General features: G+C 62.6%; 13 protein-coding genes. 3 read left to right on the forward strand and 10 right to left on the reverse strand.

The genetic code is table 11. The annotated features are described in order from the left end of the window. Positions 1-4: 4 nt before the first annotated feature. Positions 5-1,402, forward strand: a complete 1,398-nt coding sequence (locus BBF93_RS05260) for a phenylacetate--CoA ligase family protein (RefSeq protein WP_035594320.1) — start codon at positions 5-7, stop codon at positions 1,400-1,402. After that, complete coding sequence (locus tag BBF93_RS05265; RefSeq protein WP_114105234.1) at positions 1,399-2,685, forward strand: amidase; 1,287 nt, start codon at positions 1,399-1,401, stop codon at positions 2,683-2,685. The genes BBF93_RS05260 and BBF93_RS05265 overlap by 4 nt, the downstream gene beginning before the upstream one ends. Here BBF93_RS05265 and BBF93_RS05270 read toward each other — a convergent pair. The 5 genes from BBF93_RS05270 to BBF93_RS05290 form a co-directional block, all read right to left on the reverse strand. Continuing rightward, positions 2,676-3,458 (reverse strand): enoyl-CoA hydratase/isomerase family protein, encoded by a 783-nt coding sequence (locus tag BBF93_RS05270; protein WP_114105235.1) that lies wholly within the window; start codon positions 3,456-3,458, stop codon positions 2,676-2,678. The genes BBF93_RS05265 and BBF93_RS05270 overlap by 10 nt on opposite strands. After that, the gene (locus tag BBF93_RS05275; RefSeq protein WP_114105236.1) at positions 3,455-4,882 is read right to left on the reverse strand and encodes an aldehyde dehydrogenase family protein; all 1,428 of its coding nucleotides are present in this window, start codon (positions 4,880-4,882) and stop codon (positions 3,455-3,457) included. The genes BBF93_RS05270 and BBF93_RS05275 overlap by 4 nt, the downstream gene beginning before the upstream one ends. After that, complete coding sequence (locus tag BBF93_RS05280; RefSeq protein WP_114105237.1) at positions 4,879-6,459, reverse strand: FAD-binding oxidoreductase; 1,581 nt, start codon at positions 6,457-6,459, stop codon at positions 4,879-4,881. The genes BBF93_RS05275 and BBF93_RS05280 overlap by 4 nt, the downstream gene beginning before the upstream one ends. Before the next feature lie 18 nt (positions 6,460-6,477). After that, positions 6,478-7,134, reverse strand: a complete 657-nt coding sequence (locus tag BBF93_RS05285) for a hypothetical protein (protein ID WP_114105238.1) — start codon at positions 7,132-7,134, stop codon at positions 6,478-6,480. 62 nt (positions 7,135-7,196) lie between these two features. Further along, a complete protein-coding gene (locus tag BBF93_RS05290) occupies positions 7,197-7,994 on the reverse strand; it encodes a GntR family transcriptional regulator (RefSeq protein ID WP_035594334.1) in 798 nt (265 codons plus the stop codon). Positions 7,995-8,156: 162 nt separating this feature from the next. Between BBF93_RS05290 and BBF93_RS05295 the strand changes: the two genes are divergently transcribed. Continuing rightward, positions 8,157-8,990 carry a DUF1838 family protein gene (locus BBF93_RS05295; protein WP_114105239.1) on the forward strand — a complete coding sequence of 278 codons (834 nt, stop codon included), beginning with the start codon at positions 8,157-8,159 and terminating at the stop codon, positions 8,988-8,990. A 2-nt stretch (positions 8,991-8,992) separates the two neighbouring features. Here the strand turns inward: BBF93_RS05295 and BBF93_RS05300 are convergent, their stop codons facing one another. The 5 genes from BBF93_RS05300 to BBF93_RS05320 are packed head-to-tail and all read right to left on the reverse strand — an operon-like array spanning position 8,993 to position 13,040. Then, positions 8,993-9,406: a YciI family protein gene (locus tag BBF93_RS05300; protein WP_114105240.1), complete on the reverse strand. Its 414-nt coding sequence runs from the start codon at positions 9,404-9,406 to the stop codon at positions 8,993-8,995. After that, positions 9,403-10,533, reverse strand: a complete 1,131-nt coding sequence (locus BBF93_RS05305) for a nitrilase-related carbon-nitrogen hydrolase (RefSeq protein ID WP_114105241.1) — start codon at positions 10,531-10,533, stop codon at positions 9,403-9,405. The genes BBF93_RS05300 and BBF93_RS05305 overlap by 4 nt, the downstream gene beginning before the upstream one ends. Further along, complete coding sequence (locus BBF93_RS05310; RefSeq protein WP_114105242.1) at positions 10,530-11,441, reverse strand: polysaccharide deacetylase family protein; 912 nt, start codon at positions 11,439-11,441, stop codon at positions 10,530-10,532. The genes BBF93_RS05305 and BBF93_RS05310 overlap by 4 nt, the downstream gene beginning before the upstream one ends. Continuing rightward, positions 11,425-12,372: a polysaccharide deacetylase family protein gene (locus tag BBF93_RS05315; protein WP_035594344.1), complete on the reverse strand. Its 948-nt coding sequence runs from the start codon at positions 12,370-12,372 to the stop codon at positions 11,425-11,427. The genes BBF93_RS05310 and BBF93_RS05315 overlap by 17 nt, the downstream gene beginning before the upstream one ends. Then, positions 12,369-13,040, reverse strand: a complete 672-nt coding sequence (locus BBF93_RS05320) for an isochorismatase family protein (RefSeq protein WP_035594749.1) — start codon at positions 13,038-13,040, stop codon at positions 12,369-12,371. The genes BBF93_RS05315 and BBF93_RS05320 overlap by 4 nt, the downstream gene beginning before the upstream one ends. Positions 13,041-13,314: the final 274 nt, after the last annotated feature.

The following is a 13,314-nucleotide window of genomic DNA, read 5'->3' on the forward strand; positions in this document are numbered from 1 at the left end:
TCCGATGACGGATGGACACAATACTTACTTCAATGCGGTCGACTGGACGAAGATGCAGGAAGAGCATCCCACCGGCGACGCCTTCATCGCCTTTGCCAAGAAAAGCCGCGACGAAATCCGCGCGCATCAGGAAAAACTGTTCAAGCGTCTGGTGGACCGGGCCTGGAAGACGAAATTCTATCAGCATCACTGGGGCAAAGCCGGCATCCAACCGGGTGATATCAAGGGGCTGGAATCGCTTCCGTTGATTCCAAGCTTCGACAAGAGCGACATCATGGAGTCGATTGCGCGCAATCCTCCGCTGGGTGATTTTGCCGGGTTTGAAGCCTATGGGCTGGGCGAGCGCCCGCCGACCATCATGCACACAACCTCTGGCACGACCGGCACGCCGCAGGTGCTGCTGTTCGGTGCTAAGTCGCGCGAAGTGCAGAACCTCCTGCTGGGCCGCCTCTATCGCTTTCAGGGCCTGCGTCCGGATGATGTGGTTCACTCCGTTTACGGGCATGGCATGATCAATGGCGGTCACTATGTCCGCGAGGCGGTGACGCACTGGACGAGCGCGCTGTTCATGTCTGCCGGCACGGGCGTTGAGACGCCTTCGATCAAGCAGGTGCAGCTAATGAAGGATTTCGGCGCGACCGTGATCGTGGGCTTCGCCGACTATATCAAGAAGCTTGCGCGCGTGGCCGCAGAGCAAGGCATTGATCCGGTGAAGGATCTCAAGATCCGCATGATTTCCGGCCACCTTGGCCGCGAGGACAAGGATACGCTGTCGCAGGCATGGGGCGGCGCGGCGTGTTTTGACTGGTATGGTGTGGGCGACACCGGCTGTATTGCCGGGGAAGGTCCGGACCGGGACGGTCTCTATGTGATGGAGGACGCGCAGTTCCTGGAGATCGGCGATATCGATACGGGAAAACCTGTGGCCGAGGGCGCTGAAGGCGACATGATCTGCACCTGTCTGTTCAAGGATGATATCTATCCGATCATCCGCTTCAATACGCATGACGTGACGCGCCTGCGCATGGGCCAGTCGAGCCTGGGGATCAACTTCCAGCGGATTGAGGGCTTCCTCGGCCGCTCCGACAATATGGTGAAGATCCGCGGCATCAACATCTTCCCGCAGGCGATGGGGCCTATCCTCGAAGAGGACAAGGCATTTGCCGGCGAGTTCATCTGCAAGGCAAAGCGCGACGACAGCGGCCGGGACGAGTTCATCGTGGCGGCGGAAGTCAGCGGGGATGCGGGCGAAGCGGTTGCCGAGCGTTTCCGGGCACTTCTGAAACAGAAGATCGGCATTGATGTCGGCGTGGAACTCAGCGCGCCGGGAACACTGGCGTCGCTGACGCAGACGGAAGTTCGCCAGAAGCCGATCCGCCTGATCGACGAGCGTTTCAAATGACGCCGATCGAGCGGTTCGAGTATTATGCCGGGCGGATTGCCCGGCATGACGGCGCGATCCATGCCTATCTTCACCTCCGTCTTGACGAGGCGGAGACAGAAGCGCGCGCGGCGCAGGCCCGCCATGAGGCCGGAAAGCCCCTGTCGCCGATTGATGGCTGGTGTTTCGCGGTGAAGGCAAACATCGCCGTGAAGGGCTTGCCCCACCATGCCGGCATTGGGGCTTACCGGGATGTGATCGCGCCGGAAGATGCCGAAGTCATCCGCCGCCTGCGGGCCTGCGGGGCGGTTATCCTCGGCATCGTGAACATGCATGAGGGCGCTCTTGGGGCGACCACAGACAATGAAGCCTTCGGGCGGACACAAAATCCGTGGAAGGAAGGCTACACGCCGGGTGGATCGTCTGGCGGATCAGGCGCGGCGGTATCCGCAGCGCTGTGCGATGTGGCGCTGGGCTCCGATACGATGGGGTCTGTGCGCATTCCTTCGGCTTATTGCGGGGCGCAAGGCATCAAGCCCGGCGCCGGGCTCGTCCCGAACGAGGGCGTGCTGGCGCTCTCGCACACGCTCGACACCGTTGGCCCGCATGCGCGGGAGGTGGCGAGCCTCCGGGCCGCGCTGAGCGTGATGACGGGGCAGAAATATCCCGCCGGGCGGGGCGCGCTGAATGGCCTGCGCGTCGCCATCTGGGACGGGGAGGGCCGCGACGGCATGGACCCGGTTGTAGCGGAGGCATTCGCGGCGGCGGCCGGCAGGATCGCGGCGGCCGGCGCCGTGCTGGGCCGGATCGAGCCGCCCGGTTATGAATATGGCAAGTCCCGCCGCGCGGGGCTGCTTATCTCCGAAGTGGAAGCGAGCGAAATTCATGCAGCGAAGCTCGCGGATAATCCGGAAGGGTTTTCAAAACTTTTCCGTAAACTGATGGCATGGGGCGCAGCGCGGCCCGAGGCGGAGATTGAAGCGGCGTATGAGCATATCCGCAGCGTTGAGGCAGCCGCGGGCGCGGTGTTTGCCGCGCAGGATCTGGTAATCGCGCCGGTGGCGGCGCAGACGGCGTTTCCCTTCGGCGCGCCCGTGCCGGAGAGTCAGGCGGACTTTACCGCTTGGGCAAACTTTGCCGGCTTGCCCGCAGCGGCCGTGTTCACAGGGCTCAGCGCGCAGGGGCTGCCGCTGTCATTGCAGGTGATCGGGCCGAAGGGCGCCGAGGCCCGCGTGCTGGACGTGGCCGAGACGTTGGAGCGTTTGTTTGGGACCCCGCCCGTGCCGCTGGCGCTTCAACGATAGGTGAATTTGGCGGGACGTTTCTCGAGGAAGGCTTTGTAGCCTTCCTTGAAGTCCTCGTTCGAGAAGCCGTTCAAGAACAGGCTTTCCGCTTCCGGAGTTTCCTCCGTCCAGCCATTCTGCAGACCACGGATCATGCGCTTGGTGGCGCGGACCGACCATTGCGAGATGGCGGCGATCTCGCCGGCCCAGGTGCGGGCGGCTTCAAGGGCAGTGCCGGTTTCCACGAGGCGATCAATCAGGCCAAGGGATTTTGCTTCCTCGGCAGCGAAGATGCGGCCGGTAAAGAGAATGTCTTTCGTGGCGCCGGGGCCAACGGCGGAGAGAAGGCGGCGCGTATCGCCGGCGGGATAGACCAGGCCGAGTTTGCCGGGTGTGACGCCGAACTTCACGCCCGCGCCCGCCACGCGCAGGTCTGCGGCCATGGCGAGGCTGACGCCCCCGCCGACACAGGCGCCTTCAATCGCGGCGATCACCGGCTTTTCGCTGTTCTCGATGGCGTCGAGCGCATCGGCGATGCGCTGTCCGGACGCTTTGGCGGAGTCAGTGGTTGCGTAGATGGTTTCGAATTCGGAGATGTCTGCGCCGGCGGCGAAAGCGCCGGCTGTGCCGCCGTGCAGGAGGATCAGCTTCACATCCGGGGTCGCATTCGCCTCTGCCATCAGCGCGGGGATGGCGGCCCACATATCGACCGACAGGGCATTGCGGCGCTCAGGCTTGTTGAGCACGATTTCGGCAAGCGGGACGGCAATGTCGAGGCGGATCGGAAGGGTCATTGGGCATCCTCAGCGAAGGCGGAAAGCGGGGCAGGCGCGCCGGTGTTAGCGATCAGCGCCTTGCGCCGCAAGAAGCGCTGAAAACCGGCAGGGCCCATGCGGCTGCCGCCGAGGCCGGAGAGCTTGAAGGAATGCTTCTCCGCTTCGTGGAATAGGCCGGTCAGGGCAGCATCGTTGAGGCTGATGGCGCCCGCCTCGATTTGCACGGCGATGGCTTCGGCTTCCTCCAGGGTGCCGGCAAACACGGCGGCGGAGAGGCCGTATTCGCTGTTATTGGCCGCCTCGATGGCGTCTTCTGTTGCCGCATAGGGGGTGACCGGCAGGAGAGGGCCGAAGGTTTCCTCGGTCATCACCTTCATCTGCTGGCTGACATTCGTGAGGACGGTGGGGCGCAGCCACAGTCCGCCGCCATGGGTTTCGATCTCGCCGCCGGTGAGGATGCGGGCGCCTTTGGATTTTGCGTCCTCAATCTGGTCTGCGAGGATGGCGGCCTGTTTGTCGAAGATGATGGGGCCGAGGTCGCCGCTGGTGATGTCCGGCCAGTTGAGGCGGACGGCGGCGGCTTTTTCGGTGAGGCGTTTCAGGAACACGTCGTGGATCTCTGTGGCAACGTATATGCGTTCGATGGACTGGCAGGCCTGGCCAGTGGAAAGAACGGAGCCGCGCAGGGCCGCGTCTGTTGCCTTTTCAATATCCGCGCTGGCGGTGACGATGAGGGGGTCCTTGCCGCCAAGTTCCAGGAAGGCGGGGATCATCTTTGCGGCCGCCGCAGCGGCAACCTTGCGGCCAGTGGCAACCGAGCCGGTGAAGCAGATCACATCGACGGCCTCGATCAGCGCTGCGCCGGTCGCGCCATCGCCGGTGACGAAGGTGAGGACATCTTCCAGGCCTGCATCCACGATGGCGGCCATCATCGGGGCTTCAAAGCGGGGGGTGACTTCCGAGGGCTTGATGATGACAGCCGAGCCTGCAAGCAGAGCTGGTATGGTGTCGATCATCGAGAGGGTAAGGGGGAAGTTCCAGGGCGAGATGACGCCCGTCAGCGCATACGGAACGAATTGCGGCGCGTGGCGAATGTGGGTCATGGCGCGGCCCTGCGTCCAGCCGTCTGGCAGTAGGTAGGGCGCCTGGGCAACCCAGCCGCGCAGCGCGGCGACGGCGCCGTCAAGCTCCATGCCCGCGATCCGGCGGCGGCCGGTGTCGATCTCAAGGGCGGCTGTGATGGCGGCGCGGTGCTTTACCAGCGTGTCGGCAAGACGCAGCAGCGCGGCGCCCCGATCGGCGAGCGGGAGGGCGGCCCATGCCTTCTGCGCCGTCCGCAGGCGCGCGGCCGTGGCGGCGATTTCCGCCGTGCCGGCAGCGGAGATCTCATAATCTTGCGCGCCGGTTCTGGGGTTGCGGACGGGGAGTGTAAGAGAGGTCACAGGCCAAGGGCTCCAGGGTTCACATTGCCTTTGGGATCAACAACCGCCTTAACAGCTTTGAGCAGGTTCAGTGAGGCGTCGCTGAGAACTTCCGAATACGGATAGCAGCGGCCAATCTGGAAGTGGGCGGCGCCATAGGAATCGAAAAGGTCCACCACGCCGCGGCGCGCTTTTGCGACGGCGGCGGTTGCCGCCGGGTTTGCCGGGAAGCGTTTCAGCTTCTTGAGGTGGGCGGGGTCGACAGTGTCTTCATGAATGGCGAGCAGTTCTTCGGGCCACATGAAAACCGGCTCGATCAGATAGGCTGTTGTGCCCAGGGAGCTGATGAGGAAGCCGGTCTGGATTTCGAATTTTTCAAACTCGGCGGAAAGCGAGGCGAAATAGTCTTCCAGAGCTTTCCAGACTTTCGGCCCGTCAGAAAGAGACACAATCCCGTGCACCGGCACCCAGCGTTCGCCTTCGGCGCCGAGGATGGTGTTTGGCGGCGTGAAGGGGTTTGCACGGACGATTTTCGGAATGGAGTTTTCAGACTCCTTTCCGCCCACAGCTGCGCAAGCCGCCTTCAGGCGTTTCATATCTTCGGTGACGCCAGCTTTCGAGCGGCCCTCAACGACGAAATGCAGGCTCCAGCTATCGGCCTCCATGAAGTTGCGTCCGGCCATGGCAATCTTGGCGCCTTCCTGAAGGCCCTTAAGCAGATTGCCTTGCGCCTTCACCACATTGGCGAGCGTCTTCGTGTCTGCGGCGAGCGAGGCGCGTTTCAGGCGCACGCGGGTGAGGGCGGGGTCAAAGCCGAAAACTTCGCAGGCGAGGTTCTGCCGCGCGACAGCGGCCATCGCCTCAGCGCAGGCATCGCGGGTGGCAAATTCGAAGGTTGCCCACTCTTCATGCTCCGGCCACGGAATGAGGCGGAAAGTGATTTCGGCCTTGAAGCCGAGCGCGCCGGAATCGCCGCAGAAAAGCCCGGTCAGGTCCGGGCCGTAATAGCGCCAGAAGGGCTTGCCGACCTTCGTGGCACCAGTGCCCGTGCGCACGGGTGTTCCATCCGCCAGAACGACCAGCAGGCCGGTTACGCTGTCAGCGGTGGTGCCATAGATGCCGGCGCCGAAGATTGCATTGCCCTGGGAAAGGCCGCCGCCAATGGTGGAATTCAGGCCCGAGAGCGGCCCCCAGAAAGGCGTGCGCAGGCCCAGTGGCTTCAGCGCGTCATAGAGCTGTTTCCAGGTAGCGCCTGCCTGCGCGGTGACATACATGTCGTCCTTGTTGATCTCCACGATCTTGTCGAGACGGGAGAGATCCAGAATGCCGACGCCCTGACGATCCGGTGTTGTGCTGCTGGTGTAGGACATGCCGCCGCCGCGCGGGTTGAGCGCAATATTGTGCTGGTGGCAGGCAGCAACCGTCTGCTGAAGCTGTTCAACGGTGTCCGGGGTGGCGATGAAATCGGCGGTGACGCCCTTGGCCCAGATGTCCTGGCTGAACAGTTCGCGGGCGGCGAGATCCTCGCTGTAGCCGGACGCGCCCAGGATCTGTTTCAGGACGGCGGCGATGGTCTGCGGGACGGTGGCGGTATCCATGGCGGTTCTCCGGGAGGATCAGACGGGTTTGAAGAGGGCGAGCAGGGCAGCGATGACAAGCAGCGCCCAGATGCCGGTGACGAGTGGGCGGGCGCGGTTCAGGGTTGCGGCGAGGCTGGCTTCCGCAGCTGGCGCGTCCGGGCCGGAAAGCCCCATCAGGGCCGGACCGAGCGGCTTCAGCACCGAGCGGATGAAGAGGCCGAAGCCGGTGCAGCCCGCCAGCGCCAGCAGCTTCAGCGACAGGAAGAGAGGCAGGCTGCCCTCGCCGGCCATGTTCCACAGCGCGGCGGCGACAAGACCGGTGATCAGTGCCCAGCGGATGGCAAGGTCTGTCTTGCGCCAGAGCGCCGGGCCGGCGCCATGTTTCATATGGATGGTCCAGGCAAGGGCCAGCCAGCCGAGCGCGGCGAGCCAGACAATGACCAGCAGCGGCAGGGGCAGGCTGATCCAGCCTTTGACATGGGCAAGCGTCAGCCCGGTGGGAAAAGCGAGAATGAGCGCCGTGCGCGGCGCCATATCGACATCATTGACCACTTTGGCGGCAAGCATGCGCCGGTCGGCGCTGATGCCCGGCTTGATAAGGAAGCGGCTTGTGTAGAAGGCGCCGAGATCGCCGCCCAGCCAGTAAACGAACACCAAAAGGTGCAGCAGCGTGAAGATCGCAATTTCGGTCATCGGCGTATCCGGAGATCAAAAGATATATCTTTTAATCGCGCGAAGTTTCGCCGGACGCAAGCTCAGCTGTCTGTTTTCCAGTCTTTCTGGCGCGCGGTGTTACGTGTGAGGCGCATATGATACTGGAAACGGTCAGCGCGGTAGTGGGCCGTGATGTCCTGAACCGGGCGGCCGCTCTTGTCGCGCATGACGCGGTGGATGCGCAGCAGCGGCGAGCCGGGCGCTACGCCCAGATTTGCCGCAACTGCCGCTTCGGCAGCCTCGGCCATGATTGTCTGCTCGGCCTCGACCGGGGCATGGCCGGCCTTTTCCAGCAGCTTGATCAGGGATTCGGTGGCCAGCTCGTCCTCCGAATAACCCTCGGCCACATCTTCGGGTATGTAGGTGATGAGGTACGAGAAGGGCTCTCCGCCCAGGCGGCGCAGGCGCACGATGCGCTGCACGGATGAGCCGTGGGGTAATTCCAGCGCGTCACAGATCGCGGGGCTGGCCGATGCCATGGTGCAGTCCAGCAGCTGGACCTGCGTTTCAACGCCCATGCGCGTCAGGCCGTCGATGAGGTTTTCGAAGCTGCCCTTCACGGTGGGGGCGGCGGCGTCGAAGGTGATGACCGTGCCGATGCCGCGCTGGCGGCGGACAAAACCAGCGACCGCCAGTTCGTTGAGCGCGCGCTTCACCGTGATGCGGGAGACGCCGAGCATCTCGGTAAGCTCCTGCTCGGCGGGCAGGCGGGTGTTGAGGCCCAACTCGCCGCTGACGATCTTGGCGCGCAGAAGGTCATAAATCTGTTGGTAGAGCGGGGGGCCGGCCGTCTCGTCGATGAGATCGGCAGTCAGGCTGAGGGTCGAGTCGGCCGCCATGGAGCGAGTATCCGTTACAAGTTGAATGATTTGCTCCACTTATCGGCTGAGCGTTCCGTGTTTGCAATGCACCATAGGGTTTTCGGGGGAATCAAAAGGTTTGAGTTGCATGGCGGTACATTTCCGCTAGCCTCACAAAAGATATATCATTTGGGAGTACTCATGCTTCGATATCTGGTTTCCGGCGCCATGCTTTTCCTGGTGGCCTGTGCTTCGGCGGGTGAACCGCCGGAAGCGGTGAGCGTAGCCGAGGCCTCGGCAGAGGACGACATCTTCCGCCTCTGGATCGCGGCGCGGGCAGGCGATGGCGCGCCGGTCCACTGGGTGTCGCAGGGAGCGGTCTATGCCTATCCCTCGGGCGAGAAGATCCTCGGCATGACGGGCTTTGACAGCTCGCGCGTGATCTGGCCGGAGGGAGGCGAGGGCGAGGTGATCCACCTGACGCGCAAGACCTTCACCTATACAGACCCGGTGACGGGAGAGTTCCTGACAGAGTTCAACGGGCAGAAGGTGGTGCCGATTGCCTATCCCTATCAGGTGATCCGTTACCGGATGAAAGACGGGCTGATCTTTGCCGATGTGGAGCAGGGCGTGGAGCCGCGCGTACAGAAGATCGAGTCGAAGGACGGGATCATCGCGCGCAAGGTCGGCGATAGTTGGGCATTCACGGCGCCGCTGTTCCTGAATTTTCCGCTGCCCAGCGGCGGGCAGTATGAAGCCTGGGAGAACTACGACTTCTTCATCCATCCCGAAGGCAGCGTCAGCGAGCCCCACCAGATGAGCTGGCAGCGCCTGGGTGATCTGCCGCCCTGGGCCGGGGGCGGCAAAGGCATCTACCATCTGCTGAGCTGGCGCGTGGATTCCACAGATGAGTTTCCGCCGGAACTTCTGGAATGGGCGAAAGCGGAGAAGCCCCTGTGGCTGGCGCCGCCGGAAAGCCTTGAGGAAGTCCGCAGGCTGCAGAAGGGCGAAGGCGGGCCGGGCTGGGGCCAGTAACGTCAGCTGAGGCCCTTCGAGACATCATCCGGAGGGCCGCCGGCGGCGCGGTGGCGGATGGCTTCGCGGCTTTCCCATATCTTGCCGCCGATGAACTGGCCGATGGAGTTGGTGAACTCCTTGTACTCGACTGAGGCATACATGCCGCAGGTGATGTAGGGATCAGCCTGCATCAGCGATTTCACTTCCTCCAGCGCGGTGCCCATCACGAGGAAGAGGGAGCCGATAAGGGCGTCGCCGCCCGGTTCGCGGAACGGGCCTGCGGTGATGTAGCGGGTCCAGTGGCGCTCTACATGTTCGAGGTGACCGTCGAGATGCTGCGCGCGCAGCGTGGCGGCGCCGGGGCCATCGCGGCAGATGACGAGATAGCAGGTGCCTTCGGGTTTCTTGACGAAAGGGGGCGCTGTTCCGGTCATTTCAGGACACCGGCGGAGACGAGACGGTCAATCACGGCCTGCTGCTGGGCAAGCGCGTCGGCGCGCTGGACCATCTTGCCATCCGGCGTGCGATTGGCCGGGGCCATCTCGTTTCCGGCATAGGCCGGGGCGAAGGCGGCCAGCGGCAGGCGGGAGAGCGTGTTGGTCATCCCCGTCTTGCGGCGCGTTTCGCGCAGGGCGGTGAGATCAAGCACGGCGTTGGCGTTCATCGTCTCGCCCGTGCCGGCTTCGGCCAGGGTGCGGCCATACCAGTCGAGCACGATGGACATGCCATCGGTGGAGGCGGCGGGGACAGGCGTGCCCGTGATGCCGGCGGAGTTTGCCGAGACGACATAGGCGATGTTCTCGATGGCGCGCGCCTTTTTGGCGATATGCTTGGGCGTGAGGCCGGGGCTGCCGACTTCGGAGGTCGGGTGCAGCAGGATTTCGGCGCCCTTGAACGCGCTCATACGGGCGATTTCGGGGTAGAGGATTTCCTCGCTGGCAATGGTGGCCAGCGCGCCGATCTCGGTTTCGACCACAGGGAACACAGCGTCGGCGCCGTAGATATCCAGATACTTCTCCCAGACATCATAGGGAGAAGGCGAGTAAAGCGAGATCATGCGGCGATAGCGCAGGAGCGTTTCGCCGGTTGGTCCATAGATGACGTTGGACTGGAAATAGAGCTCGGGAAAGTTTGGGTCTGTCTCATAATGGTTTGAGCACAGATAGACGCCGGCTGTCTGCGCCATTTTTGCGAGCGCATCGGGAAAGGCGCCGTCCATGGGGATGGCCGCCTTCGCCTGCCAGCTTTCGCGCGTTTCGCCCATCGGAAAACCGGTCATCCAGTATTCCGGCAGCACGACGAGTTTCAGATCATAGCCATTGAAGCCCTTGAGGAAGTTTTTCGAGGCCATGATCTGGCCGGTGACGCGGGCAATGGCGCCCTTCATCCGGGCGTGAGAGGCTTCGGGCGTCTTGTCCTGATTGACGGCCTCGCAGACGGTTTGCAGCGCGAGCGCGGTATAGCGCATGGATTTAGCCTCCCCGGCATTGGCATTTGATCCGCCGGCGAACGGCAGGAGCGACGTGGCAGCAGCGCCCATCAGCAGGCCGCGGCGCGTCATGAGCTGGTCTCGGCAAATGCGGCAGAAACCTCGGAAGCCGTTGCGACCTCCAGCCCTTCCATAGCCGCCAGTCCCGTCAGTGCACGGGCAACCGCTTCAATCCGGAAGGGCAGGCCGGTGATATAGGGCGTCAGCGTGAAGCCGAAACATTGCGCCCCGCGCGCGCCATGCTCTGCCACGGTTTGGGCGGCCGCTTCGAGGATCTGATCGGCCCATTCTTCCTCGCTCTGGGAGCGGGTGGACAGCATCAGGAAATCCGACAGCTCATAATGGTTGGGCAGGCAGGTCAGCGGGCCGTGAGCAGTGCGCATGTCGAGCGGGCGCTGGTCGCTTTCCCAGTCAAGGCAAATGGTGAAGCCGGCTTCGCGAACAAGGTCCGGCGTGCGGAATGACTGATTGCGCGCGGGGCTCAACCAGGTGATGGCTTCGGGCAGGACGGCGCGTGTCTGCGTCACCAGCGCACGCTCTTCATCTTCGCTGAGGCCCGCATGATGGATGTGCGCGGTTGATATGCCGTGTGCGGCAATCTCGTGGCCCGCAGTGCGGATGGTCTCGATCAGCGGTGCATAGCGCTCCGCCACGGAGGCGTTGACCGCGAAGGTGGCCTTCACACCGGCTGCGCCGAGTTCTCTCAGCAGACGGTAGACGCCGACACGGTTGCCATAGTCGCGCGTCGTATAATGGCGCAGGTCCGGGTAGGGCGTAACCATGGCGCCTGGATGCTTGAAGGGCTTGGCCGGCGGGTCCAGCGGAAAGAATTCCAGCGGAATGGTGATGAAAGCCATCGCCTTTGCGCCGGACTTGAGATGCAGCGGCGCGCGCCGGTCGGCGGGCTGCCAGTCATACCGGTCCTGATCCATGCCATAGGCACGACGGGGATATTCAAGAAATTCAGCGGGCAGGGGCAAAGCCGGTTCCTCCTGTAGCGGCGCCGCGGGCGGCGATGTCGGCAATACTCTGGTCCCAGTAATGTGTGCGGAAATGGTCGGCGATTTCGGCGCCGGTGGTGATCCACACATCATCGGAGTGAGCGGCGATGTGTTTCAGGGCTTCCTCGAAGATGCGGATGCGGTGGGGCTGGCCGACCAGATAGGCATGCAGCGGAATGCACATCACCGTGCCGGATTGTTCCCCCTCTTTCAGCAATTGATCAAAATGCCGTTTCAGCAGGTCAGTGTAACGTTGCGGGCTCCATCCCTGTACGGAATAGGTGATTACGTCATTCACTTCCAGAGAATAGGGCATCGAGACGAGCTTGCCGGTTTTCGTCTTCAGCGGCTGGGGCTGGTCATCCTGGAAGAGATCACAGGAATACCAGAAATCATGCTCGGCGATCAGGTCCAGCGTGCGTTCGGTATGGGTGAGGGCCGGGGCGAGATAGCCGCGGATGCGCTGGCCGGTGGCCTTCTCCACAGAGCGGATTGAATCTTCCAGCACCGCGCGCTCCTGGGCTTCGTCCATGCCGTAGGAATAGCGGGTATTATAGATGCCGTGGCTGAAGAACTCCCAGTTCCGCGCAACACAGGCTTCAATGATTTCCGGGTGATGGTCGATGAGCCCGATCGACAGCGAGATCGAGCCGCGCATGCCATATTTGTCCAACAGGTCCATCAGGCGCCAATGGCCGATCCGGTTTCCCCAATCGCGTTGAGAGTACCCGATAATGTCCGGGTTCGGACGTGGCCAGGGTGCCCGTGAAGGATTCGCGGGTGGATCGAACTCGTAATACTCTATGTTCGGCGCAATCCAGAAGGCGAGTTTCTTTCCGCCCGGCCACCGGATCTGCGGCCTGCCCTCATAGGGCCAGAAATCATAGAGATTGGGATCGGAATGCGTCATCCCTTGTATCCTTCAATCCAGGCTTTCACTTCGGCGACGGGAACCACATCGGCATATTTGATGAGCAGGTCGGTGAGGTTTGCGAAGTGGTAGCTTTCATGCTTGTCGGCCACGCATTCGATGGGAACAATGGCGCGGTAGCCCCGGCTGAGCGCGTCTACGGCTGTGGCGCGGATGCAGCCGGATGTGGAGCCGCCCGTCACGATGACCGTATCCACCTTGTGCCAGGTAAGGAAGCTCTGAAGCGGCGTTTCGAAGAAGGCGCTCGGCATGCGCTTGGTGTAAACGGCATCGACCTTCTCATCGATGGTCAGCCGGTCGTCAAACGCATGGCGGTCGGATCCATATTTAATGTTCTGCAGCGAATCGGGCGTGTTCGTCCGTGTGCCCCAGACGCCGGCATCGGCGGCATTTTCCATATAGGCAACATGTGTCCACACGACCGGCAGACCCTTGGCCCGCGCGGCGCTGGAGATGTCATTTATATAAGTCACCTGGTTGGGATCGGTGATGTAGGCCGTTTTCGGGAAAAGGTCCGGCCGCGTATAGGCCTTCTGCGGATCAACGTTCACGATGGCGATCTTTTCGCCGAAGCCGAATTTTGCGCGCGCCGGATTTGCCAGCGTTTCCTCGAAGATCTCTCGGGCGGTCTTGTCCGACCGGATCATGGTGGGTTCGGTGGGATAGCCGCTCATGGACAAGGATCCTCGCTGGGAAAATGGGTGATCTTCAAATGATATATCCTTTTCTTTGCGTCGAGCGCCAGACCGGATTTTCCTGTGGGAGGCTGGCATGCGCGCGGAGATTTTTAAACCTGCCCTGACAACTGCCAGACCTAAAGCGCTTCAGGAATGGGCACACGCGCCTCAAGACCGTGCAATTTCTGTCATGAAGGAAATTGACTTTGACCGGACATATTGTAATCAGAGTGCCGCAAAAGAT

This window comes from Hyphomonas sp. CACIAM 19H1, from assembly GCF_003325995.1.
In the GTDB taxonomy this organism is placed as follows: Bacteria; Pseudomonadota; Alphaproteobacteria; order Caulobacterales; family Hyphomonadaceae; genus Hyphomonas; species Hyphomonas polymorpha.

Bases quoted from the DNA above. Each gene is read 5' to 3' on its own strand.
- BBF93_RS05260 (WP_035594320.1), top strand. From the start codon at position 5: ATGACGGATGGACACAATACTTACTTCAATGCGGTCGACTGGACGAAG.
- BBF93_RS05265 (WP_114105234.1), top strand. From the start codon at position 1,399: ATGACGCCGATCGAGCGGTTCGAGTATTATGCCGGGCGGATTGCCCGG.
- BBF93_RS05270 (WP_114105235.1), bottom strand. From the start codon at position 3,458: ATGACCCTTCCGATCCGCCTCGACATTGCCGTCCCGCTTGCCGAAATC.
- BBF93_RS05280 (WP_114105237.1), bottom strand. From the start codon at position 6,459: ATGGATACCGCCACCGTCCCGCAGACCATCGCCGCCGTCCTGAAACAG.
- BBF93_RS05285 (WP_114105238.1), bottom strand. From the start codon at position 7,134: ATGACCGAAATTGCGATCTTCACGCTGCTGCACCTTTTGGTGTTCGTT.
- BBF93_RS05290 (WP_035594334.1), bottom strand. From the start codon at position 7,994: ATGGCGGCCGACTCGACCCTCAGCCTGACTGCCGATCTCATCGACGAG.
- BBF93_RS05295 (WP_114105239.1), top strand. From the start codon at position 8,157: ATGCTTCGATATCTGGTTTCCGGCGCCATGCTTTTCCTGGTGGCCTGT.
- BBF93_RS05300 (WP_114105240.1), bottom strand. From the start codon at position 9,406: ATGACCGGAACAGCGCCCCCTTTCGTCAAGAAACCCGAAGGCACCTGC.
- BBF93_RS05305 (WP_114105241.1), bottom strand. From the start codon at position 10,533: ATGACGCGCCGCGGCCTGCTGATGGGCGCTGCTGCCACGTCGCTCCTG.
- BBF93_RS05315 (WP_035594344.1), bottom strand. From the start codon at position 12,372: ATGACGCATTCCGATCCCAATCTCTATGATTTCTGGCCCTATGAGGGC.
- BBF93_RS05320 (WP_035594749.1), bottom strand. From the start codon at position 13,040: ATGATCCGGTCGGACAAGACCGCCCGAGAGATCTTCGAGGAAACGCTG.